Source organism: Ruixingdingia sedimenti (genome assembly GCF_031432425.1).
Lineage (GTDB): Bacteria > Pseudomonadota > Alphaproteobacteria > Rhodobacterales > Rhodobacteraceae > Ruixingdingia > Ruixingdingia sedimenti.
Map to the genome: position 1 here is coordinate 1 of NZ_JAVKPH010000039.1, position 21,510 is coordinate 21,510.

The following is a 21,510-nucleotide window of genomic DNA, read 5'->3' on the forward strand; positions in this document are numbered from 1 at the left end:
TGAAAGCGGAGGGGCGCTATGCCGAAGATATCTACTGACCCGGGCCGCCACGCGCTGAACGGCCCGACCATGGGCACTCGCTGGTCGGCGCGTTTCCACGCCGATGCCGGGCTGGACCCCGCCCCGGTGCAGGCTGCCCTGCAAGCGACCGTGGCGGAGGTTGATGCCGCAATGTCGACATGGAAACCCGACAGCGACCTGATGCGCCTGAACCGGACGCCCGAAGGTGTCCGGGTGATCGTTCCCGCCAGGTTGGCCGAGGTGCTCGACCTCGGGCTGAGGATCGGGACCGCATCGGGCGGCGCGTTCGACATCGGCATGGGCGATGCGGCGCGCGCGTGGGGTTTCGGGTCTGAGCCGGCCAATGCCGAGGCTATGCGCGCGGCGATGGCCACCGCGCGCCGGCCCGCGCAGGAAGCGCTGGAGGTCGACCCTCTGGCCGGGCTGGCGCGAAAACACGCGCCGATCGCGCTCGATCTCAACGGCATCGCCAAGGGGCATGGCGTCGACAGGCTGGCCAAGACGTTGCAGGGCCTCGGCATCACCGCGTTCCTTGTCGGCATCGACGGCGAAATGCGTGCATCCGGGCTGCGACCCGATGGCATGCCGTGGACGGTCGCCGTCGAGATGCCCGATCCCGAACGCCGCGCGCCTCACTCCATCCTGAAGCTCGCAGATGCCGCCGTCGCCACGTCGGGCGACTACCGCCACTATGTGACCCTTCGCGGCCGACGGCTGTCGCACACGATGGACCCGACGACGGGCGGGCCGCTTCGCTCGTCGCCGGCCTCGGTCACCGTCGTCGCCCGCACCTGTGCCGAAGCCGACGCCTGGGCGACCGCGCTGATGGTGCTGGGTCCGCAAGCCGGCGGCGAACTGGCTTCGCGTCTCGGCCTCCATGCGCTGTTCCTCATCCGCGAGGCAGGCGTCATCCGGACCCATGCCGTCGGGGCGCTGTTCGACAGCCCGATGGTATCGGCGGCAGGCCGCGAGGGTCTGGTTCGTGCCTGATGTCTGTCCATTCGTGCAATAGGTCTTTGCAGGTTTCGTCAATTTTCGTGCGAAAACGGACAGTCTATGTCTATCCCAAGTCCGGCGGCGTCTGTCGATGCCCGTCGCGGCCAGAACCACTTGGCAGATACAGGAGATCACTATGCGGACTGTAAAATCTTTCACCACCGTCGCTGTCGCTCTCGCCCTCGCGCTGGGGTCAGCTGGCATTGCCGCCGCGCAATCCCAGGGACATGACAGCCATGGCGCGGGGGCTATCGAGATCACGCTGAACGATGGCGCCAAATGGCAGGGCGATCAGAACATGATCACCGGCATGACCGCGATTCACGGAACCATGGCCGCGAACCTGACCGCGATCCACAACGGCACCCTGCCGGCCGATGCCGCGAATGGGGTCGCTGCCGATGTCCAGAAGCAGGTCGATTTCATGGTCGAGAACTGTGTGCTGGAACCCGAGGTAGACGAGCAGTTCCATATCGTCCTTGGTGAGGTGATGACCGGCATCTCGGCATTGGAGGCCGGCGAGGTCGAGACTGGCGCGGTGACGATCGTTCAGGCGTTGAACGCCTATGGCGAGCATTTCGAGCATCCGGGCTGGCAGATGATCGACTGACGCCACGGGCGCAGGCATGGGCCGGCGCGGGCGTCACGCCTGCGCCGGCCTTGTCCTGCACGGGCAGCGCCCCTCCAGCAGGTCGGCATCGGCCGCCAGGGCCGTCGCCATGAAGTCCAGAAACAGGCGGATGCGCGCGGTTTGGCGCAGATCCTCGTGAATCAGCAACCACAGGTCCAGCATGAAATCCTCGGGCAGCGCGGCGGCGCGGATCAGGCTGGGGTCGCAATCGGCGATCACGCAAGGCAAGGCAGCAAGTCCGATCCCCACCTTCGCACCGGCATGGGCGGCGATGATCGAGTTTGTCCGGTAAATCTGTCGCGCATCCGGCCACCAGCGGGCCAGATTGCGGCTGAGCGGGCCATGCGCAGATCCGTAGCCGATCCAGTCACCCTCGGCAGGATCGCCCGGCGGCCGGTCCGCCGCGCCATAGGCGGCAAAGGCCAACCGCCCGACCCGCCGCCCGATCAGCGTCTCCTGTCCCGGATTGCCGATGCGCAGGGCCACGTCCGCCTCGCGCCGGGTCAGGTCCAGCACCGTATCCGCAACGATTACCTCGATCTCGATCTCGGGCCATTCGGCGCGGAAGGCGGCGACATGGCGGGGCAGCACACCCACCGCCAGCAGGTCGGTCGTGGTGATGCGGATCGTCCCAGTGGGCCGCTGGTCCTGTCCGGTAACCTTCAGCGCCAGCGCGGTGATTTCTTCCTCGATGCGGATGACGGAATCGCGCATCTCCTCGCCGGCCTGGGTCAGCGCGTAACCGCCGGGCAGCCGGTCGAACAGGCGCACCCCCAGCCGCGCCTCGAACGCACCGATGCGGCGAAAGACGGTGGAATGGGTAACGCCAAGGCTGCGCGCCGCCCCCGAAAGCGACCCCGCGCGCGCCACGGCCAGAAACAACCGCAGATCGTCCCAATCCTGCGCCTGTGCATTCATGCAATGATCCCTTGTCGAAATTGCCACTCCTGATCCTGAAAGGACAGCATATCTTCAGGTCACAAGCAATGACCGCCCCGCCGGGCGGCGACATGAAAGGAACCAGCCATGACCAAGACCATCCTGCGCAGCGACGAGTTTTCCTGCCCCTCCTGCGTGGTCAAGATCGAAAAGGCGCTGAAGGCGCTGCCCGGCGTCTCCGAGGCCAAGGTGCATTTCAACACCGGCCGCATCGAGGTCGCGCATGACCAGACCGCCGCACCCGTCGATACGCTGGTGCAGACGATCCGCGCCACCGGCTACGAGGCCCGCCCCGCCGCTTTCTGACCCTTTTTCTGCCCGGCCGCGCCTGCCCGCGCGGCCGGGCCTTCAAATTACGAGGCCCCGCATGTTGACCCCTATCCTGACAACCCTTCGCCAGCCGGCCAGCCGGCGCAAATGGCTGACGATCATCAGCGGCGCATTGATCGTGCTTGCCCTGATCGCCCTTTACGGGTTCGGCCTGCGCGGGCTGTGGGCCGCCTCGATGGTGACGGCGGCGTTTGTCGCCGGCTCTGACATCGCGTGGCGGGCGGTGCAGGCGCTGCGCATCCGCCATTTCTCGATTGAACTTCTGGTCACGGTCGCCGCTGTCGGTGCGCTGTTCATCGGCGAATACTGGGAATCCGCCGCCGTCACCTTTCTGTTCAGCTTCGGCGCCTGGCTTGAGGCGCGCACCCTGCGCCAGACCCGCGGCGCGCTGGCCGATCTGCTGAAGGCCGCGCCCGAGATTGCCACGGTGATCCGCGACGGCCAGCCGGTCGAAATCGCCGCCAGCGCCGTGCAACCCAATGAGACCGTGCTGGTGCGCGCCGGCAATCGCATTCCCGTCGATGGCGAGGTGATCGAGGGCGCCGCCGCCGTCTCCGAGGCCGCCATCACCGGCGAGCCGATCCCGGCCGAAAAAGCCCCCGGTTCCCACGTCCATGCCGGCACCATCGCGGAAAACGGCGTCTTGCGCATCCGCGCCACCGGCATCGGTTCCGACACCACGCTGGCCCGCATCATCCGCCGCGTCGAAGAGGCGCAAGAAGAACGCGCCCCCAGCCAGCGCATGATCGAACGCTTCGCCCAATGGTACACGCCCGGCATCATGGTGCTGGCGCTTGGCGCCTGGGCGGTGACGCAGGACATTCGCCTGGCGCTGACGCTGCTGGTGGTGGCCTGCCCCGGCGCGCTGGTGATCTCGACGCCCGTCTCCATCGTGGCCGGCATCGGGCGGGCGGCGCGGTCGGGCATCCTCATCAAGGGCGGCCAGCATCTGGAAAGCGCGGGCCGCATCGACATGCTGGCGCTGGACAAGACCGGCACACTGACCGAGGGCCGCCCGAGTCTGGTCGAGGTGCTGCCGCTGGCGGGCGTTGATCGCAAGGACCTGCTGCATTGGGCGGCGATCGCCGAATCCGGCTCGGATCACCCGCTGGGCCGACCCATCGTCGTCGCCGGCCGGGCCGAAGGTGACATTCCCGCACCCGAGGCGGTCGAGGAAGTTGCCGGCATGGGCCTTGTGGTCAACCATGAGGGCCGGCAGGTCGCGGCCGGCAACCGGCGCCTGTTCGACAAGCTGGGCATCGGCTTTGAGCCCGAGGCCGAGGCCGCCATGGCCGGGGTTCTGGAACGCGGGCGCACGCCGATCATCGTGGCGCTGGACGGGCGGATCGCGGGCATCTTTGGCCTTTCCGACCAGCCCCGGCCCTCGGCCAAGGGCGCCATCGCCCGGCTGCGCGACATCGGCGTCAGCCGCATCGCCATGCTGACCGGCGACCAGCCGCAGGCCGCAAGCGCCATCGCCGCCGAGATCGGCATCACCGAAGTCCACGCCGGCCTGCTGCCCGAGGACAAGCTGGACCTGATCCGCGGCTTTCAGGCCGAGGGCCGCCATGTCGCCATGATCGGCGACGGCATCAACGACGCCCCGGCGCTGGCCGCTGCCGACACCAGCATCGCGATGGGCGCGGCGGGGTCCGATGTGGCGATCGAGACCGCCGACATCGCGCTGATGGGTGACGATCTGGAAAAGCTGCCCGAGGCCATGGCGATCTCTCGCGCGACGCTGCGCAACATGCGCCAGAACCTTGTCATCGCGCTGCTGACGGTGGCGGGGTTGCTGTTCGGGGTCTTCAACGGCGACGTGCATATGGCCGAAGGGATGCTGATCCACCAGCTTTCGGTGTTGGTGGTGATCGCCAACGCCATGCGCCTGCTGCGCGTCCCGCGCGGGCTCGGCGGGCGCCGACCTGTGCCGGCAGCGGTGCCCGCGACCGCCTAGGCGCTTGTGCCTCATCTACAATTCCGCTCCCGTGCCCATGGCGCGGGGGGCGTTTTCATGGGGGATGACATAACCGATAGCAATGATGCCAGACAGATCGGTGAGGTTCTGGATTTCTGGTTCCCCGAGGGCCGCGCGCTGGATATCGACCCGGACCGCCATGCCGAACTGTGGCGCTGGCGGATGCATGGCGGTGCGGATGGGGCGATTGCGGCCCGCTTTGGCCCGTTGACCGAACGTGGCGCGGCGGGTGGGCTGGACCACTGGTCCGCCACGCCCGAGGGCCGGCTGGCTCTGATCGTGGTGCTGGACCAGTTTCCGCGCTCGCTGTGGCGGGGCAGCGCGCGGGCCTGGGCGCAAGACACGGAGGCGCTGGCGCAGGCCGAGGCCGGGCTGGACAATGGCGACTGGACAGCGCTTGGCCTGTCCTGGTTCCAGATTACCTTCACGCAGCCGCTGGGCCATGCCGAAGGGCCGGAGCATCTGGCCCGCATCGACCGGCTGATCGCCCTGCGCCGCGACATCGCCACCCGCGCGCCGGCGCCGTTGCGGCCGCTCTATGCCTCGCTCGTCGATCAAGCGGGGCAGGTACGCCGCATCATCGCCAGCTTTGGCCGCCACCCGCACCGCAACGCCATCCTTGGCCGCAGATCGACGCCCGAGGAGGAGGCCTATCTGGAAAAGGGCGCGTTTCCGCATCAGCGCGTCTTTCGGGGATGAGCGCATCCCCACGGGTCAGGCCGGCCGCGCGACACCCGTCGGCGCCTGTCCGGCAACAGACGCCTTCGGCCGGCGGATCGGGTCCGACAACAACCGCAGCCCGTTCAGCACCACCAGCACGGTGCCGCCTTCATGGCCGATCACCACCAGCGGCAACGGCAGATCGAAGAACAGCCCGCCGATGACCAGAACCACCATGGCGCCGATGGCGAAGGTCAGGTTCTGCCGGATCACCCTTGACGTTCGGCGCGACAGGCGGTGCGCGTCCGCAAGCCGCTCCATATCCTCGGACAGCAGCGCCACATCGGCGGCCTGAAGCGCCACCTCGGACCCGGCCGCGCCCATGGCGATGCCGACATCGGCGCGGGCCAGCGCCGCGGCGTCGTTCACGCCGTCGCCGACAAAGGCAACGCGGCCGGTTGCGGCCAGTTCGCCAACCGCGCGAACCTTGTCCTGTGGCAGCATTTCGGCGTGAGTCTCTTCGGGCCTCAGCCCAAGCCGGGCGCCGATGCGCAGCGCCACCGGCCTGCGATCCCCGGTCATCATGACGATGCGGCGGACACCACTGTCGCGCAGGGCCGTGATCGCCCCTGCGGAACTGGCCCGTGCCTCGTCCGCTACGCTGACGGCGCCCAGCAGGGTGGCGCCGCGACCCAGATAGACGACCGTATTGGCGCCATCCGCCAGCGCCTGCAACGCGGGGTGATCCGTTGCAGCCTTCATGTCCTCGGCAAGATAGGCATTGCCCGCCCAAACCGGGCCAAGTGCATCGGCCCCTTCGATACCGATGCCTGGCCGGGCGTTCACATCGGCAACGATTGCTGGATCAAGCCCGCGCGCGGCAACTTCCCGGCGGATCGCGGCGGCGATATGATGCTCGGAATGCGCCTCCAGCCCCGCCAGCAGCGACAGGAACCCGGCCTCGTCGCCATCCAGCGCGACGATTTCCGTCACCTCGGCGCGGCCGGTGGTCAGGGTGCCGGTCTTGTCGAAGGCGAAGATATCGACCTCGGCCAGCGTCTCCAGCGCGCCGCCGCCCTTGAACAGAACACCGCCGCGCGCCGCCGCCGACAGGGCCGACAGGATCGCGGCGGGGACGGAAATGACGATGGCGCAGGGGCTGGCGGCGACCAGCAGCGTGGCGGCGCGGTAAAGCGCCAGTTCCCAGTCGCCGCCCAGCCACCAGAACGTGGCAAAGGCGATCACCGCACCTGCCAGCACCGCGACCGTGTAGCGCTGGCCGAACCATTCGCTGAACCGCTCTGAGGGTGCGCGGGCGGCCTGCGCCTCGGTCACCAGGCGGATCATGCGGGCGATGGTGCTGTCGCTGACGCTGCGCGTGACCTCGACCTCCAGCACGCCGTCCAGATTGATCGTGGCCTCGAACACCTGCGCACCGGCCTCTTTTGACACGGGCATGGATTCGCCGGTGATGTTGGCCTCGTCGATGCCGCCGCGCCCGGTGACGACCACGCCATCACTGGGCACCCGGGCGCCGGGGCGCAGCACCACCACATCGCCGACGGCCAGCACCTCGGCGGGAACTTCCTCGACAGCGCCGTTGGCGGTCTTGCGCAAGGCGGTCTCGGGGCGCAGCGCCATCAGCGCCTCGATGGCGCGGCGGGCGCGGCCAAGCGCGCGTTCCTCCAGCGTGGTCGAGATGCTGAACAGCGTCAGCAGCACCGCACCCTCGAACGGGGCGCCGACGATTGCGGCGGCGATTGCCGCGACGATCATCAACAGGTCGATGTCAAGCACGCGCGCGCGCCACAGTTCCGACAGCGCGCGCCAGCCGGTGGGCAGGCCGCCAGCCAGATAGACTAGCACCAGCCCCGGTAGCTCCAGAGCGTCGAAAGCTCCGCTGGGCAGCCATCTGCCGGCTGCCGCCATCGCCATGCCGAGCACGGTGACGAGCGAAAGGGTCAGTGACAGGTCAACGGGTGGAAAGCGCTTCATGTCGGGCTCCTGGCGGACGAGGTCGCGGCTGGCAGCCGCCATCGCTGGCTGGGTGAGTGGATCAATCGGATGGCTTATGGCACCGCAATGCAAAGGCCGCGATGGCTATCCAGATGGCGCTGCGCAGGATCATCGCGCCCATGGTGCGTGCTTCCCATGCGCCGCCGGCACCGACATGCCACAGGAAGGCAGCGAAGACGGCCACCGTGGCCGTGGCAATGGCAATCGCCAGCATCGGTGCCCAGCCCGCGCCGCGCCACAGGCCGATCCCAGCCAGAACATAGGCAAAGCCCGCGCCGAAATTGAACCACAGCACGAATTGCACCACTGCGCCCATATCGACGCCGCCGAACAGCGCCCTGCCGCCCGAGACGAGGGTGAGCAGGCCGAAGATCACTGCGACGGCGGCGGCGATAGCCAGGGCGCGGGTTCTTGCGGGCATGAGATGTCTCCGGATCAGGCGTCGGCGAGGCGGCCGTCGCGCAGGTATATCAGGCGGTCGAAACGGTCGAAGATCTTTTCGTCATGGGTGACTGTCACGATGCAGGCTTCCTGTTCGACCGCGAGCTTGCGCATGAGGTCCATCACCAGCCCGGCGCGCGCGCCGTCGAGCGCGGCGGTGGGTTCGTCGGCCAGGATGATGCGGGGACGGTTGGCCAGCGCGCGGGCAATCGCCACGCGCTGCGCTTCGCCACCCGACAGCAGCGCCGGCTTGACCATCGCGCGATGGCCGACTTCCAGGTAGTCCAGCAGTTCGCGCGCCCGCGCCCGGCCCTCCTCGGTGGGGCGGCCGGCAAGATCGAGCACGACAGCGACATTCTCCTGCGCTGTCAGAAAGGGCAGCAGGTTGTGGCTCTGGAAGATGAAGCCGATCTTGTCGAGACGAAGCCGCCTCAGGTCGCGCCGCAGCCATTTGCCGTCGAACACCGGCTCACCGTCCAGCACCACCCGTCCCCCCGAGGGGGCGAGAATGCAGCCGATGATGTTGAGCAGCGTCGTCTTGCCCGAACCGGAAGGGCCGAGCAGCGCGATCACCTCGCCGGCCCGCACGGTCAGATCGACCGCCCGCAGGGCATCGACGCGGGTTTCGCCCTCGCCGAAATGCTTGGCCACGTTCGAGACCTCGATGAGGATGTCGCCGAGCGCCATGTCGGTCAACTTCCGAGCGCGGTGGCCGGGTCGACCTTCATCGCCGCCCGCACGCCGAGCGCCGAGGATAGAAGGCAGACGGCGGCGATAATGCCGGCAAGGACCATGACGTTGAACGGCTCCAGCACCACGCGGCGGGGAAAGTAGTCCTTCACCGTCAGGATCAGCATCAGCCCGATCCCCCAGCCCGCGGCACCAAGGATCAGCGCCTGCTGCACGATCAGCGCGATGATGGTGCGGTCGGGGGCTCCGATCAGCTTCAGCGTGGCGATCTGCTTCAGCTTCTCCATGGTCATCGTGTAGATGATGAGGGCGATCACCACGGCGCTGACGGACAGCAGGATGCCGAGGAACAGCCCGATCTGGCGGCGCGCCTTGTCGACCACCGAGGCGAGCAGCAGCTCCTCCTGTTCGACCTGGGTCATCGCGGCGAGGTGCTTCCACTGGCGCACGGTGGCGGTCAGCAGATCGACATCGGCGCCCGGCGACATGCGGGCAATTATGGTGGCGACCGAGGCGGACTTGACGGAAACTGCGCCACGCGCGGTCTGCACCCGCTGGGCCGCCGGGTCGAGTTCGGTTTGCAGCGCCATCGCGTCGGCCAGCGTCACATAGACTGCCGGATCCCCGCCCGAGTTCATCGCGCCTTCCACAAGCCCGACCACGGTGAAGCGGTCGCGCCCGAGCCGGATCGTCTCGCCCGGCAGCAGGCCGGTCTTGCGGTCGGCCACCAGTTCGAAATGGCCGGCGCCGATGCCGCGCCCCTCGGCGATCGCCTGCGGCCCGCCCGGACGCCCCGGCTCGTATCCGATGACGTAGAGACGCAGCGTTTGCCCGGTGTGGGCCGCTTCGACGTTCTGGTAGTTCACCGCGCCGGCCTCGGCCACGCCGGGCATCCGCGCCACTGCATCGCGCGTGTCGGCGGGAATGCTGGAGGCTTCCGCGAACGGTCCCTTGGTGCCGGCCTCCACCACCCAGACATCCGCCGCCGGCGCCTTCACCACCGCCAGCGCGTCCGAGACGAGGCCGTTATAGATACCGATCATCGCCAGCACGACCGTCATCAACAGCCCCAGCCCGAAACAGGTCAGCACGAAGCGGAACAGGCCATGGCGAATGTCCTTGAGCGCGAGGTTCATGGCGCCTCGCCGACGCGGGCGCGCCGGCCCTCTGCGGCGCCCTTCGGCGGGCTGGTGACGATGGCGGCTCCTTCGGGCAGGCCGCCCGTGACCTCGACGCGGCCGCGATCATCGCGGGCGCCGAAGGTCAGCCCCACCCGCGCAAGGCGGCTATCCTGCACCGTCCAGACCGTGCCGCGATGGCCGTCGAAGCCGGTGATGGCGACCTCGGGCACCATCAGTGCGCTCGCGCGGGTGCCGGTCAGGATGCGCACTTCGGCCTGTTCGCCAAGAAACATCTCGGCGGGGCAGTCGGCGCAGGTCAACCAGACGCGGCGTTCCTCGTTCACCCGGTCGCTTTCGATGCCGATGCGGGCAATGGTGCCGTGAAACTCGGCCGCGGGCTGCGAGCGCAGCCGGATGGTGCCGGGTTGGCCAAGGGCAAGCTGACCGGCGCGTTCTTCGTCGACATAGGCCTGGATCCAGACGGTGGCCGGGTCGATCAGGGTGAAGATCGCATCGCCGGCCTTCACCACCGTGCCCGGCTCGGCATGGCGGGCGACGATCAGCGCGTCATAGGGCGCGACCAGCCGGTGATGGGCGAGAAGGGCTTCCTCCTGCCGCAGCGCCGCCGCCGCATCAAGACCCTGTGCCCGGATCACCGCCACATCCGCCTCGGCCACGGCCAGATCGGCGCGGGCCACATCCTCGTCGCGCTGCGCCTCCTCGGCGCGCTGGACCGAGGCGACATCGCGCAGCGCCAGTCCCTGCTGGCGGCGGTTCGCCGCCTCGCGCTGCGCCAGGACGGCGCGGGCGCGCACGACCGCGGCATCGGCCTTGGCAAGATTGGCCTCGTTGGCTGTCACCGCTGCGCCGGCGCGGGCAACGCGCGCTTCCTGTTCGGCAGAGTGAAGGATGGCCAGTTCCTGCCCCTTGGCCACACTGTCCCCGGCATCGGCGGAAAGCCGGGTCAGGGCGGCGCCCACCTCGAAGCCGACGCGGCTGAGTATTCGCGCCTCGACAGTGCAGAGCCCGTAGATGCGAAGGGCCACATCATGTTCGGGCTGAACGATCGCCACCGTCAGGGGGCGTTCGGTGAAGAACAGAAAGCCGGCAGCGACAGCCGCCGCCAGAAGAAGACCCGATAGCCAGATGCGCCGCATCGTCTATTTTCCTTCCGCGGCCAGAAGCCGGCACTGTACGTCGAACAGGCGCAGCCCCTCGGCTCGCAAATCGAAATCGCGGGCGCCGAGCGCCCAGCGGATCGCCACGCCCTGCACGAGCGAGGTCAGCAGCACCGCCGCATCGTTTGCGGGCATGTCGCCGCGCAGAACCCCTGCTTCCTGCGCGGTTCTGATCTCCGTCGCCAGAAGGCCGTGGAAGGTCGTGAGCCTACCGTGAAAGGTGGCGCGCAGCTCCGTGTTGGTGACGTTCAACTCACGCGAAAACAGCAGCATCGGCAGCGCGGGGGTCGCGTCGATCTGCGCGAACTGTGCGGAAATCAGTGCACGCAACCTGACGATCGGCGTGTCTCCGAGGCTTAATGCATTTTCCCAAGCCGTTGCCAGCCCCTCGGCCACATGCTCGGCCACCGCCTGCCACAAGGCGGCCTTGGTTGGGAAGTGCCGGAACAAGGCGGCCTGCGTGACGCCGATCTGCGATGCGACCGCTCCTGTCGTCACCCGGTCCGGCCCGATCCTGTCGGCCAGGTCGAGTACGGTGGCCATGATCTCGGCCTTGCGAAGCTCCGCTGACTTTCGCACGGGGCACCTTGTTAGTTAGTGATCGGTCACAAACATACTTAGGCGGGCTCCTGCGATGCGTCAATCACGAGGCGTCATTTTCTGCATGCATTGATTGCCACGACACCGGGAACTAGGTGGGCAAGATAGAGGCCGGCCTATCTCTGCCCGCGACGCGGTGAATACGGAAGACAACACGTAAGTTCGTCTAATGGACGCTAAGCCGCAACTCTGAAAATTGCAAAACCGTCTGGTACAAGTTGTTTTATTAGGAGGACTACGTTTGGTACGGGGGGCGCCGGCAAAGATGATTGCACGCTCTCGCAACCATCTTTGCCGGCTCAGACTGCAAGCTTTGATCGACGGCTTTGCGCCCGCATTTTCGACGTTCGAGTGACAGTTGCGACTTCCCGAAAGCCGAAATTGCTTATCGTGGGCCTGAGCGCCAGCCGACTACTTCGACGTATATGAATCCCACGTGGTTCGCCACTTCGCCGCCGATTGTGCGATATTGCCGCTTATGGCCACCGATTTGGGCTTTCCCGCCGTCCGTGTGTGATTTTTCATGGAATGAGGGCCCCAGTTGAGGGGTAATTTTCGTCCAAACGGGACCCCTTAACGTGGGGTCATCAAAGTGCGTCCGGTTTGATCGGAGGCATTTGTGTTTTGGATGTTGGTTGTGGAGACGATTGCAAAGATACGCCGGCTGTCGCTGGTGCAGGGGAAGTCGATCAAGGCGATCTGCCGGGAGTTGAAGATCTCGCGGAAGGTGGTTCGCAAGGTGCTGCGATCGGACGAGACCGAGTTCCGCTACGAGCGCAAGCATCAGCCGTATCCCCGGATGGGAGCCTGGCGTGAGAAGTTGGACGGGCTGCTGTCGGCGAATGCGGCAAAGCCGCAGCGTGAGCGGCTGACGCTGATCCGGATCTTCGAGGAGCTTCGCGGCCTTGGCTATGACGGCAGCTACAGCTCGGTGTGGCGCCACGCGCAGGATTGGGATGAGCAACGCGGCAGCGCCGCGGCTGAGGCCTATATCCCGCTGAGCTTCGCGCCTGGCGAAGCCTACCAGTTCGACTGGAGCCACGAGGTCGTCCTGCTCGACGGCGTGACGGTGACCGTGAAGGTGGCGCACATGCGGCTCTGTCACAGCCGCATGTTCTTCGTTCGGGCCTATCCGCGCGAGACGCAGGAGATGGTGTTCGACGCCCATGACCGGGCGTTCGCCTTCTTCCGCGGGGCGTGCACGCGCGGTATCTACGACAACATGAAGACGGCGGTTGACGCGATCTTCATCGGCAGGGATCGCCGCTACAACCGCCGCTTCGCGCAGATGTGCGGTCATTACCTTGTCGAACCGGAGGCCTGTACGCCGGCGTCGGGTTGGGAGAAGGGCCAGGTCGAGAATCAGGTCGGGCTGGTACGAGAACGCTTCTTCACGCCGCGTCTGCGCTTCAAGACGCTGGAGGACCTGAACGGCTGGCTGGCCGACAAATGCGTCTCCTGGGCCAAGGCGCACCGGCATCCCGAACAGGACGGCCGCACGATCTGGGAGGTGTTCGAGGAGGAGCGCGGCAGCTTCATTCCATATGCCGGACGCTTCGACGGCTTCCACTGTGTCCCGGCCTCGGTGTCGAAGACCTGCACGGTGCGCTTCGACAACAACAAATACTCGGTGCTGTCGAGCGCCGTCGGCCGGCCGGTCGAGATCCATGCCTATGCCGATCGCATCGTCATCCGCCAGGACGGCGTGGTCGTCGGCGAACATGCCCGCTGCTTCGGCCGCAACGAGGTGATCTACGACCCTTGGCATTACGTCCCGGTATTGGCCCGCAAACCCGACGGGTTGCGCAACGGCGCACCGTTCAAGAACTGGGTTCTGCCGTCGGCCATGGAGAAGGTGCGTCGCAAGCTCAAGACAGTGGATGACGGCGACCGGCAGATGGTGTCGATCCTCACCTGTGTGCTGAGCGACGGATTGAACGCGGTCGAGGCGGCCTGTCAGGAGGCGCTCGATCACGGCGTCTCGTCGGCAGCGGTGATCCTCAACATCCTGGCCCGCCGCCGCGACCCGGCGCCGGGCACGATCCTTTCCATTCCCCAGGCGCTGAAGCTGGCTCACGAGCCGATCGCCGACTGCGCCCGCTATGACAGTCTCAGGAGGACGAACAGCCATGGAACGCACCGAGGTTCTGGAACTGATGGGCACGCTGAAGCTCTACGGGATGCGATCAGCCTATGACGAGATCATGGGCGTCGCCATCAAGCGCCAGCACGAACCACCGAAGATCGTCGGCGATCTGCTGCAGGCCGAGATATCCGAGAAGCAGGCCCGCTCCATCAAATACCAGCTCACCGTCGCCAAGCTGCCATTGGCCAAGGACATCGATGACTTCGACTTCACCGGCACGCCCGTCAACGAGAGCCTGATCCGTGATCTTGCCGGCGGAGCCTTTGTCGCCGATCAGCGTAACGTCGTCCTGGTCGGCGGCACCGGCACGGGCAAATCCCATCTGGCCATCGCCATTGCCCGGGCGCTCATCCGCAACGGTGCGCGCGGCCGCTTCTTCAATGTCGTCGACCTGGTCAACAGACTGGAGACCGAGACCCGTGCCGGCCGCCAGGGGCGCATTGCCGATCACCTGACCCGGCTCGACTTCGTCGTGCTCGACGAACTCGGCTATCTGCCCTTCGCCCAGGCCGGCGGGCAGTTGCTCTTCCATCTCGTCTCGAAGCTCTACGAGCGGACCAGCGTCATCATCACCACCAACCTGGCGTTCGGCGAATGGCCCACCGTCTTCGGCGACGCCAAGATGACCACGGCGCTGCTCGATCGACTTACCCATCACTGCGAGATCGTCGAGACCGGAAACGAATCCTGGCGCTTCAAGAGCCGCTCTCAAAGCTAAAGCCGAAAGCAAACGAGCCGCGCCCGATCAGGCTGTGCAACCCCGACCAGCTTCGCCTGATCGGGCGCTCACCGTCGTGCCCTCCATCAACCCAAAACCGGGGTTCCTTTTGCGCGAAAATACGGGGTCCCGATTCCACGGTCATTGACATCGTATCCATATCGACCGGCAGCATGCGCAGCGTCATGTCCATGACCGCGCCCGCCATGCTCACGTCGCCTCGGCCGACGAGGCGCGGCAGATCTTCCTGATCGCAGTCTCCGGCCCATGCCAGGACCGCATCGTCCGGCGTAAGCACCGGCTCTGGGATCTTGGGGTGGTCGATCTCGATCACCCAGCGACCCTCGTCCGCGAGGGTGACGGCCATCGGTTCGGTCATCTCGGGGTGATCGAGCAGCAGATCCTCGCCCAGCAGCCAGATGGACATGGTCTCGGTTTCGGGCGAGGGCTGCATGGGGATGACCATCCCGCCGGCAAGGACGTAGCCGGAAAGGTGGGCGACGCGCCAGTCGCCCACGAACCGCTCGCGCAACTCCTGCCACGCTGTCGGCGAGGACATGCCGCAAAGGGGCGAACTGTCGCTCCGATCCTGTGCCAGGGCAGGCACGGCGGCACAGACCAGAACGATCGTCAGCGCGAGGGCCCGTTTCATCGGCTTCATTCCTCCTTACCGTAGCAGGTTAGTGCCCTGCGACTGTGATCTGGCCCTCCACGACATCAAGGACGAGGGGATGGCGCTGTCCCGGCACCCGGTCCGACATCGGATGAGCCACCAGGTGCGCTTCGATCTCTCCGTTGAAACGCAGCGAGCCATCCCCGTCGCGCTCGATATCCAGGATTGTGCGCGTCCCCGTATCGTCAGCGAGCCGTAGAACTGGATTTCCAGCTCCGTCCTCGATCCGCAGTTCGAGGAGGCTTGCCGTTCCCTCGACCATCATCACTAGCAAACGGATCGGGCCGATATCTTTCGGCACCTCCTGCGGATCGGCGAAGATGCGCAGGGAGCCGACATCATCGCTCTCGAAATGGTACTCCGACCGCTCCGCGTCGATGCGCCAGGACGTGGGCGCGCCGTCCAGAAACCCAGTCATGCTCCCGTCTGGTTCCTGAGCGAGGACAGGTGCGGAAAGGCAGATCGCAACTAGGGAAAACGCCGCGGTCCTCACTGCAACTCACCCAATACGGCTTCAAACGTCAGGCTAACACTGAGAGTATCGTCGGGGTCAGGATTACGAAGGGCAATCCGGTCCATACTGGTTAGAACACCTTCCACCTGGCCCGCGATTGCCAGCACATCGCCTTGGTAGGAGGCGCTCGTAATTGTCAGGGAGAGTTCATCGTCCAGGTCCGCACGGTAAACGCGATACGGATCGGTATTGAGAATTGGAACGTCGATTTCTGCGGAAAAGAAGCCACCATCGAGATCGCCGATCCACTCTGCGCCGACGGACAAGCTGCCCAGGCCGCGCTCCCTCAGTGCCGGTGCTCGAAAATAGATTGAAAAGCTTGAAGACGTGAAGTCGGACTGCTCTGTCCAGACCGACAGTTCAATCTCTTCGCCTGCGATCGTCCCGGATGCCGTTCCCCCCGGCTCTGCGGCTACGGCAGGCACGACAAGGGCCAGAAGGCCAAATGCCGTAATGACTGATCTGAGCATGGTTATGAATTCTCCTGATTTTTGTGACGCCCGTCATTCGCCAAGCGTGATGATCGCGCGGCCGAGAACTGCCCTTTCCGTTATGTCCAGATAGCGGATTTCGTAGGTGCCGGGCGCATCCGGCATTTCGATCTCCAGGCTGTCGATCCCGACGGCGCTTGCGAAACTGATCCAGCTGAAATCCGCCTGATCGGCGCGAGCCAGCGCAACACGCCGGTCCTCGCTTTCGCCGCCGCCGGTCCAGCGCACGACGATGGTCTCGCCCGGCCTCGCGGTGGCGGGCACGACGAGCCCGGCACCCTCATCCATCGGCGCATCTGCCGCCAGAACTTCGATCGGCCGGCGCGCCATGACCCGATCGCCATGATCCAGATGGTAACGGACTTCATAGGCGCCTGGCTCCGCCGGGGCGGTGAACGTGCCGCGATCAGCATCGCCGATGCGGCGATAGCCGCTTTGCTCGCCGTCGGGCGTGCCGATTCGAACGATGGCAACGTAATCGCGCGGATGGATGACGCCGCTCCATGATACGGTGATTTCCGTTTCGGCCCGCACCCTGTCGGGTCCGTTGAGCGAGACATCACCCTCGATCACCTCGACGGGCGCACGGGCGAGAACCCGGTCGCCGGCGTCGAGTTGCAGGCGTACCTCGTAAAGCCCCGGTTCGGCCGGCGCACGCAACTCGCCCTCGGCATCGCCTTCCATGCGGTGGTAATCGCCATAGGCTCCGTCATCTGCCCCTGCGGGCACGATGGTGACGTAATCGCGCGGATGCAGGCCCTCGGCCTGCCAGGTGACGGGGAAGGCCGATCCGACGACGACCTGTGCCGGCGCCGATACGGTGACGTCCGCATCGACCACCTCGACGGGTGTGCGGGCGAGAACCCGATCGCCGGTGTCGAGTTGCAGGCGCACCTCATAAAGCCCCGGCTCGGCCGGCGCACGCAACTCGCCCTCGGCATCGCCTTCCATGCGGTGGTAATCGCCATAGGCTCCGTCATCTGCCCCTGCGGGCACGATGGTGACGTAATCGCGCGGATGCAGGCCCTCGGCCTGCCAGGTGACGGGGAAGGCCGATCCGACGACGACCTGTGCCGGCGCCGATACGGTGACGTCCGCATCGACCACCTCGACGGGTGTGCGGGCGAGAACCCGATCGCCGGTGTCGAGTTGCAGGCGCACCTCATAAAGCCCCGGCTCGACCGGCGCACGCAACTCGCCCTCGGCATCGCCCTCCATGCGGTCGTAATCGCCATACGTTCCGTCATCTGCGCCTGCGGGCACGATGGTGACATAGTCGCGCGGATGCAGGCCCCCGGCCTGCCAGGTGACGGGGAAAGCCGACCCGACGACGACCTGTGCCGGCGCCGATACGGTGACGTCCGCATCGACCACCTCGACGGGTGTGCGGGCGAGAACTCGGTCGCCGGCGTCGAGTTGCAGGCGCACCTCATAAAGCCCCGGCTCGGCTGGCGCACGCAACTCGCCCTCGGCATCGCCTTCCATGCGGTGGTAATCGCCATAGGCTCCGTCTTCCGCCCCCGCGGGGACGATGGTGACGTAATCGCGCGGATGCATGCCCTCGGCCTGCCAGGTGACGGGGAAAGCCGACCCGACGACGACCTGTGCCGGCGCCGATACGGTGACGTCCGCATCGACCACCTCAATGGGTGTGCGAGCGAGAACCCCGTCGCCGGCGTCGAGTTGCAGCCGCACCTCATAGAAGCCGGGTTGGGTCGGGGCGCGCAGTTCGCCCTCGGTCCGGTCCTCAAGCCGATCGTAGTCGCCATAGATCCCGTCCTCTGCATCGGCGGGCACGATTGTGACGTAATCGCGCGGATGCAGGTCCTCGCCTTCCCATGTCACCCTGAACGCGGACCCGACAACGGCCTGCGCCGGAGCGAATACCTGCGCGAGGGGCTGCTCTGGCGCGATAGGCGGGAAGATCGCGTGGACATTGCTTGCGCTGTCCGATGCCAGACTGATTTCGGTCTGCGAGAAGTCGTCCTGAGCCGTCGAATGGACCGTCACGATATAATCGCCGAACGGCAGATCGGCGGTGAGGGGATTTGCGGTGCCCGTCCGCATCATGTTGAATCCGGTGTCCGAGATTTCCCAAATCACCTCGCCGGGCAGAAGGGGAATATCCAATGGCATCGACGGTTGGTCCCAGATAGGTTCGTCGCCGATCTTCCCGCCAGCGAGATTGGCGGTGAAGGTGAAGGTTCCCGAAGGTGGCGCGGCGGTGACTTCACGCAGTGCGTCGGTCAGTTCGCGGGCGTTGTCAGCGGTCAGGAAGCGGCCGCCGGTCTCCTCGGCGATACATTGCATCTGCATCAGCGCCTCAGCCTCGCCCCTGACGTCGAAGCCGATGACGTGGGCGGTGAAGTCCACGCCGGCCGCCTCCAGCGCGCGGGCGGCAGCGCAGGGATCGGGGTTGCAGGTTTCGATGCCGTCCGAGACGAGGATCACGGTTGCCGCCTGTTCGGTATGGCGCAGCGCTTGGGCAGCGGCGATGACAGCATCGGTCATCGGGGTCATGCCGCGCGGGTTCAGTTCGTTAACGATCCGGGCAATCTCGTCGGCGGTGCCCGGCGCCGGCGCAACAACGGTCTCGATATCCGAGCATTGTCCGCGCTCGCGGTGGCCGTAGGTGACGAAGCCGAGATTCTGGTCTGCGGAGAAATCCGACAAGATGTCGGCCACCACCTCACGGGCGATGGTGATCTTGTTCACCCCGTCGATCTGGCCCCACATCGACCCCGAAGCATCCAGCACGAGGATCGTGTTCTGGCGTTCCTGGGCGAGCGTCGGCGCTGCAAGGGATAACGTCAGGGCGGCAAGCCCGGCGGTCACGAGCGGTTTCATGCGGCTTCTCCGTTGTGCGTGGCTCCGAAGCGAGCGCCCGCGCGCTCTTTCAGTTTGCGAAAATGCGAGGACATCTGCTCCAGCCGCGCATCCCATTCCGGGTCGGGCTGCTGGCCGTCGGTCGTTTTGAAATAGACCTGCATCAGGCAGGTGACGGCGAAGGGTTCCAGGAAGGCCGCCTTGACGCTCCATGCGAACAGAAGCGCGAAGACGAAGCCGCCCGCCGACCAGGCACCGGGGATGGCGTAGACCAGTGCGGCAGCCGGGGCGAGCATCACGAGGAAGATCAGAAAGGCGAGGCCGTAGGTAAAAAGCGTCAGCCAGGCGGCGTTGCGCAGCATCACTTTCCAGTTCTGGCCGTAGAGCACCAGCGCCTCACGCGCCGATCCCCAGGCATCCGTTGAGCGGGTGCGGATCGCATGAGCGAGGATCACCTCATCGATGAACCCGACCGCCATGCGTAGGAATGCCTGGACGACGCCCATCAACTGCCGGACATAGGGGATTGGCAGGATCGACAGGATGCCGCGCGCCAGCCCCGTGACGGCGCGAATAACGCCCTTTACCAATTGGTCCAGCGCGAAGAGCAACGACGCCTGGCCGAAGCGTTCTTTCACCACGGTCGTGGCATGGGCGATCTGACCGCGCCCTTCCGGCAGAGGCCTGCCGTCGATCAACTCGACCAAAACCGCGACGTGACCCGCCTTGACGACGTAAAGGATGTACTCGCGCAGCCAATACATTACCGCGCCGGTCACACCGAACCCCGCCATGCCGCCCCAGGCCATAGCGGTCGCGCGGAAATCTTCATCCCCGAAGGCGCCGACGCCCCAGCCGATCACGACGCCGGCGCCGGTCGCAAGGATATAGGCCAGCGTGATCCCGAAATAGACCGCCGCTCGCAAGAGCACGAAAGGCAGCGTCCGCATCATCAGGCTGAACGCCTGTCCGATATTGAAATCCCACAAAGCTCCGGTTTCCTTTCGGGTGTCGATCAGTCTGAGAGGTGACGGCCGGGGGCGGTCGCTTCGTCCCCGAAATGGCGCCGCAGCCAGGCGTTGATGTCATTGGCGACTAGCGCGGGCCCGTCGCCGGACACGCTCCACCGCGACAGCGTGACTCGTGTGGCCGGGCGCGTGTCGCGAAAGACCAGAACCACCTTCGAGGTGCTGCGGTCCTCTCGCGCGGTGTGGCTGCGGTCAAGTTCGGCACTGTCCAGCGCCTCCAGCGGATAGTCCCGCCGGCGTGTGCCGAGGCGCGATGTCCGGGTGATGCTGGCCAGCCCCGTCCCCGCATCCAGCCGGAGCCGCGTGCGCTCGGACAGGGCAATGTATCCCGCGATGAAGGCCCCGTTCAGCCCGACCAGCAGCACCAACGCGGTCAGGAACTCGCCGCCGATCAGATTGGCAAGCCCGATCAGCGTGATCGGCAGGACAGGCAGCATGACGAACCACAGGATGAAGCGCGGTATCCCAAGTTCCAGTTCCAGCAGATCGGGCGTATTCGTCTCGATGCTCATGAGGGGCCCGTTCGTTCGCGGCGGGACAGCCAGCCATTGATGAGGCCCGTCAGATTCGCCACCTCCTCGGGGTCCGGCCGGAACATCGGCACGACGATCTCACGCCGCTCCGGTCCCGATCCGCATATTAGGACCAGCCGGGTCTCATCGTTTCCCGCAGCCGTTCCATATTGCGCGACGCTTTCCACCTTGTGCAGGTCCGCGAGGGCGCATGTCTCTTCGCGTCGCCCGCGCAACGTGGTCACGCGCAGTCGGGCAAGCACGGCATCGCGATCCAGGCGCAACTGTGTCAGTTGCACCACCTCGTGCAGGTAAAGCCAGCCGATCAGGCCCACCATGGCCAGCACGATGATCCCCGTTCCGGTGGCACCATCCACGATTGCCGCGAGGCCCGCCGCGATCGCCACCAGGATCGCCACTGCGGCGATCGCAGCCCGCCGGATCGGACGGTTCTCGATCTCAAGCACGTTGTCGGAATCTTGCGTCACGCGCAGCGGATCAGCCAGAAATTCGGCCAGCGTCATGGGCCGGCACCCAACGACGTGTCGATCCGCCCCTCGACGTCGCGACAGTCGTCAGGGGCATCCCGGCGGCATAGGGTTGCCGAAAAATTGGCCTGGATGCGGCGTTCATCCTCAAGGTCCAGCAGGTCGATCGACATCTGCGGTGACTCGTCCTCGCTTTCCCAGACCGCGCCTGCCAACGCCCCGCGATCGGGCCGTATTTCGATGGTTAGACCGGCGGGCGGCGTATCTCCGGAAGGCTTACCGTGAAAGATCAGGCCGATGGAAATGCTGCCGTCACCAAGCGCATGCAGTTCGATCATGGTCAGCGGACCGATATCGGTGATCTGCACCATCGCCGAGCCATCATCCTGACGCAGCACCTTCCAATTCAATTCTTCACCGTCCAGGTTTGCTCTGATCTCGCCGATGGCCTCCAATGCACCAGCCGGGGTTGCGAAGCTGAGGGCCAGGAGAAGCGGGATAAGCACCTTCATT

21 protein-coding genes and 1 pseudogene are annotated in these 21,510 nt (G+C 66.1%); 7 read left to right on the forward strand and 15 right to left on the reverse strand.

Going from position 1 to position 21,510, the window contains the following annotated elements:
* Positions 1-18 precede the first annotated feature (18 nt).
* A complete protein-coding gene (locus tag RGD00_RS20160; RefSeq protein WP_073067642.1) occupies positions 19-1,011 on the forward strand; it encodes an FAD:protein FMN transferase in 993 nt (330 codons plus the stop codon).
* Between the two features lie 142 nt (positions 1,012-1,153).
* Positions 1,154-1,627: a hypothetical protein gene (locus RGD00_RS20165; RefSeq protein ID WP_310459070.1), complete on the forward strand. Its 474-nt coding sequence runs from the start codon at positions 1,154-1,156 to the stop codon at positions 1,625-1,627.
* A 33-nt stretch (positions 1,628-1,660) separates the two neighbouring features.
* Here the strand turns inward: RGD00_RS20165 and RGD00_RS20170 are convergent, their stop codons facing one another.
* A complete protein-coding gene (locus tag RGD00_RS20170; protein WP_011749556.1) occupies positions 1,661-2,566 on the reverse strand; it encodes a LysR family transcriptional regulator in 906 nt (301 codons plus the stop codon).
* Positions 2,567-2,674: 108 nt separating this feature from the next.
* Between RGD00_RS20170 and RGD00_RS20175 the strand changes: the two genes are divergently transcribed.
* From RGD00_RS20175 to RGD00_RS20185, 3 genes are all read left to right on the forward strand, one after another.
* Positions 2,675-2,893, forward strand: a complete 219-nt coding sequence (locus RGD00_RS20175) for a heavy-metal-associated domain-containing protein (RefSeq protein ID WP_011749557.1) — start codon at positions 2,675-2,677, stop codon at positions 2,891-2,893.
* Between the two features lie 61 nt (positions 2,894-2,954).
* Positions 2,955-4,874, forward strand: a complete 1,920-nt coding sequence (locus tag RGD00_RS20180) for a heavy metal translocating P-type ATPase (protein WP_073067644.1) — start codon at positions 2,955-2,957, stop codon at positions 4,872-4,874.
* A gap of 57 nt (positions 4,875-4,931) precedes the next feature.
* Entirely contained in the window at positions 4,932-5,594 is a 663-nt protein-coding gene (locus RGD00_RS20185; RefSeq protein WP_073067646.1) for a DUF924 family protein, read from the forward strand.
* A gap of 15 nt (positions 5,595-5,609) precedes the next feature.
* On the opposite strand, the gene RGD00_RS20190 is transcribed toward RGD00_RS20185, so the two are convergent.
* The 6 genes from RGD00_RS20190 to RGD00_RS20215 form a co-directional block, all read right to left on the reverse strand.
* Entirely contained in the window at positions 5,610-7,550 is a 1,941-nt protein-coding gene (locus RGD00_RS20190) for a heavy metal translocating P-type ATPase (protein ID WP_073067838.1), read from the reverse strand.
* A gap of 61 nt (positions 7,551-7,611) precedes the next feature.
* On the reverse strand, positions 7,612-7,992 hold the full coding sequence (locus RGD00_RS20195) for a hypothetical protein (protein WP_073067648.1): 381 nt from the start codon (positions 7,990-7,992) through the stop codon (positions 7,612-7,614).
* 14 nt (positions 7,993-8,006) lie between these two features.
* The gene (locus RGD00_RS20200) at positions 8,007-8,699 is read right to left on the reverse strand and encodes an ABC transporter ATP-binding protein (protein ID WP_073067840.1); all 693 of its coding nucleotides are present in this window, start codon (positions 8,697-8,699) and stop codon (positions 8,007-8,009) included.
* A gap of 5 nt (positions 8,700-8,704) precedes the next feature.
* Complete coding sequence (locus tag RGD00_RS20205; RefSeq protein ID WP_011749563.1) at positions 8,705-9,838, reverse strand: ABC transporter permease; 1,134 nt, start codon at positions 9,836-9,838, stop codon at positions 8,705-8,707.
* On the reverse strand, positions 9,835-10,980 hold the full coding sequence (locus RGD00_RS20210) for an efflux RND transporter periplasmic adaptor subunit (protein ID WP_310459071.1): 1,146 nt from the start codon (positions 10,978-10,980) through the stop codon (positions 9,835-9,837). The genes RGD00_RS20205 and RGD00_RS20210 overlap by 4 nt, the downstream gene beginning before the upstream one ends.
* A gap of 3 nt (positions 10,981-10,983) precedes the next feature.
* A complete protein-coding gene (locus tag RGD00_RS20215; RefSeq protein WP_234952078.1) occupies positions 10,984-11,544 on the reverse strand; it encodes a TetR/AcrR family transcriptional regulator in 561 nt (186 codons plus the stop codon).
* 685 nt (positions 11,545-12,229) lie between these two features.
* On the opposite strand from RGD00_RS20215, the gene istA reads away from it, so the two are divergent.
* Complete coding sequence (gene istA / locus RGD00_RS20220; RefSeq protein ID WP_310459072.1) at positions 12,230-13,798, forward strand: IS21 family transposase; 1,569 nt, start codon at positions 12,230-12,232, stop codon at positions 13,796-13,798.
* Positions 13,731-14,465: an IS21-like element helper ATPase IstB gene (istB, locus tag RGD00_RS20225; RefSeq protein WP_035033516.1), complete on the forward strand. Its 735-nt coding sequence runs from the start codon at positions 13,731-13,733 to the stop codon at positions 14,463-14,465. The genes istA and istB overlap by 68 nt, the downstream gene beginning before the upstream one ends.
* Here the strand turns inward: istB and RGD00_RS20230 are convergent.
* From RGD00_RS20230 to RGD00_RS20265, 8 genes and pseudogenes are all read right to left on the reverse strand, one after another.
* Positions 14,443-15,117, reverse strand: coding sequence for a hypothetical protein (locus tag RGD00_RS20230; RefSeq protein ID WP_073067654.1), 675 nt, complete (start codon positions 15,115-15,117; stop codon positions 14,443-14,445). The two genes, istB and RGD00_RS20230, sit on opposite strands and share 23 nt — an antisense overlap.
* 28 nt (positions 15,118-15,145) lie before the next feature.
* Positions 15,146-15,556, reverse strand: a complete 411-nt coding sequence (locus RGD00_RS20235; RefSeq protein ID WP_073067656.1) for a hypothetical protein — start codon at positions 15,554-15,556, stop codon at positions 15,146-15,148.
* A 71-nt stretch (positions 15,557-15,627) separates the two neighbouring features.
* Complete coding sequence (locus RGD00_RS20240; protein WP_073067658.1) at positions 15,628-16,122, reverse strand: hypothetical protein; 495 nt, start codon at positions 16,120-16,122, stop codon at positions 15,628-15,630.
* A gap of 2,271 nt (positions 16,123-18,393) precedes the next feature.
* Positions 18,394-19,086, reverse strand: a pseudogene (locus tag RGD00_RS23555) (vWA domain-containing protein); the annotation flags it as partial.
* Entirely contained in the window at positions 18,987-19,958 is a 972-nt protein-coding gene (locus RGD00_RS20250; protein ID WP_073067662.1) for a hypothetical protein, read from the reverse strand. The gene RGD00_RS20250 and the pseudogene RGD00_RS23555, both read right to left, overlap by 100 nt.
* A 26-nt stretch (positions 19,959-19,984) precedes the next feature.
* Complete coding sequence (locus RGD00_RS20255) at positions 19,985-20,509, reverse strand: hypothetical protein (protein WP_073067664.1); 525 nt, start codon at positions 20,507-20,509, stop codon at positions 19,985-19,987.
* Positions 20,506-21,033 (reverse strand): hypothetical protein, encoded by a 528-nt coding sequence (locus tag RGD00_RS20260; RefSeq protein ID WP_073067666.1) that lies wholly within the window; start codon positions 21,031-21,033, stop codon positions 20,506-20,508. Before RGD00_RS20260 ends, RGD00_RS20255 begins: the two co-directional genes overlap by 4 nt.
* The gene (locus tag RGD00_RS20265) at positions 21,030-21,509 is read right to left on the reverse strand and encodes a hypothetical protein (protein WP_073067668.1); all 480 of its coding nucleotides are present in this window, start codon (positions 21,507-21,509) and stop codon (positions 21,030-21,032) included. The genes RGD00_RS20260 and RGD00_RS20265 overlap by 4 nt, the downstream gene beginning before the upstream one ends.
* Position 21,510: the final 1 nt, after the last annotated feature.

What these genes read in the sequence shown, in the direction of transcription:
- RGD00_RS20170 (WP_011749556.1), bottom strand. Translation starts at nt 2,566, where the DNA reads ATGAATGCACAGGCGCAGGATTGGGACGATCTGCGGTTGTTTCTGGCC.
- RGD00_RS20240 (WP_073067658.1), bottom strand. Translation starts at nt 16,122, where the DNA reads ATGCTCAGATCAGTCATTACGGCATTTGGCCTTCTGGCCCTTGTCGTG.
- RGD00_RS20175 (WP_011749557.1), top strand. Translation starts at nt 2,675, where the DNA reads ATGACCAAGACCATCCTGCGCAGCGACGAGTTTTCCTGCCCCTCCTGC.
- RGD00_RS20205 (WP_011749563.1), bottom strand. Translation starts at nt 9,838, where the DNA reads ATGAACCTCGCGCTCAAGGACATTCGCCATGGCCTGTTCCGCTTCGTG.
- RGD00_RS20185 (WP_073067646.1), top strand. Translation starts at nt 4,932, where the DNA reads ATGGGGGATGACATAACCGATAGCAATGATGCCAGACAGATCGGTGAG.
- RGD00_RS20200 (WP_073067840.1), bottom strand. Translation starts at nt 8,699, where the DNA reads ATGGCGCTCGGCGACATCCTCATCGAGGTCTCGAACGTGGCCAAGCAT.
- RGD00_RS20190 (WP_073067838.1), bottom strand. Translation starts at nt 7,550, where the DNA reads ATGAAGCGCTTTCCACCCGTTGACCTGTCACTGACCCTTTCGCTCGTC.
- RGD00_RS20160 (WP_073067642.1), top strand. Translation starts at nt 19, where the DNA reads ATGCCGAAGATATCTACTGACCCGGGCCGCCACGCGCTGAACGGCCCG.
- RGD00_RS20265 (WP_073067668.1), bottom strand. Translation starts at nt 21,509, where the DNA reads ATGAAGGTGCTTATCCCGCTTCTCCTGGCCCTCAGCTTCGCAACCCCG.
- RGD00_RS20195 (WP_073067648.1), bottom strand. Translation starts at nt 7,992, where the DNA reads ATGCCCGCAAGAACCCGCGCCCTGGCTATCGCCGCCGCCGTCGCAGTG.
- RGD00_RS20215 (WP_234952078.1), bottom strand. Translation starts at nt 11,544, where the DNA reads ATGGCCACCGTACTCGACCTGGCCGACAGGATCGGGCCGGACCGGGTG.
- istB (WP_035033516.1), top strand. Translation starts at nt 13,731, where the DNA reads ATGGAACGCACCGAGGTTCTGGAACTGATGGGCACGCTGAAGCTCTAC.
- RGD00_RS20235 (WP_073067656.1), bottom strand. Translation starts at nt 15,556, where the DNA reads ATGACTGGGTTTCTGGACGGCGCGCCCACGTCCTGGCGCATCGACGCG.
- RGD00_RS20180 (WP_073067644.1), top strand. Translation starts at nt 2,955, where the DNA reads ATGTTGACCCCTATCCTGACAACCCTTCGCCAGCCGGCCAGCCGGCGC.
- RGD00_RS20260 (WP_073067666.1), bottom strand. Translation starts at nt 21,033, where the DNA reads ATGACGCTGGCCGAATTTCTGGCTGATCCGCTGCGCGTGACGCAAGAT.
- RGD00_RS20165 (WP_310459070.1), top strand. Translation starts at nt 1,154, where the DNA reads ATGCGGACTGTAAAATCTTTCACCACCGTCGCTGTCGCTCTCGCCCTC.
- RGD00_RS20255 (WP_073067664.1), bottom strand. Translation starts at nt 20,509, where the DNA reads ATGAGCATCGAGACGAATACGCCCGATCTGCTGGAACTGGAACTTGGG.
- istA (WP_310459072.1), top strand. Translation starts at nt 12,230, where the DNA reads ATGTTGGTTGTGGAGACGATTGCAAAGATACGCCGGCTGTCGCTGGTG.
- RGD00_RS20210 (WP_310459071.1), bottom strand. Translation starts at nt 10,980, where the DNA reads ATGCGGCGCATCTGGCTATCGGGTCTTCTTCTGGCGGCGGCTGTCGCT.
- RGD00_RS20230 (WP_073067654.1), bottom strand. Translation starts at nt 15,117, where the DNA reads ATGAAACGGGCCCTCGCGCTGACGATCGTTCTGGTCTGTGCCGCCGTG.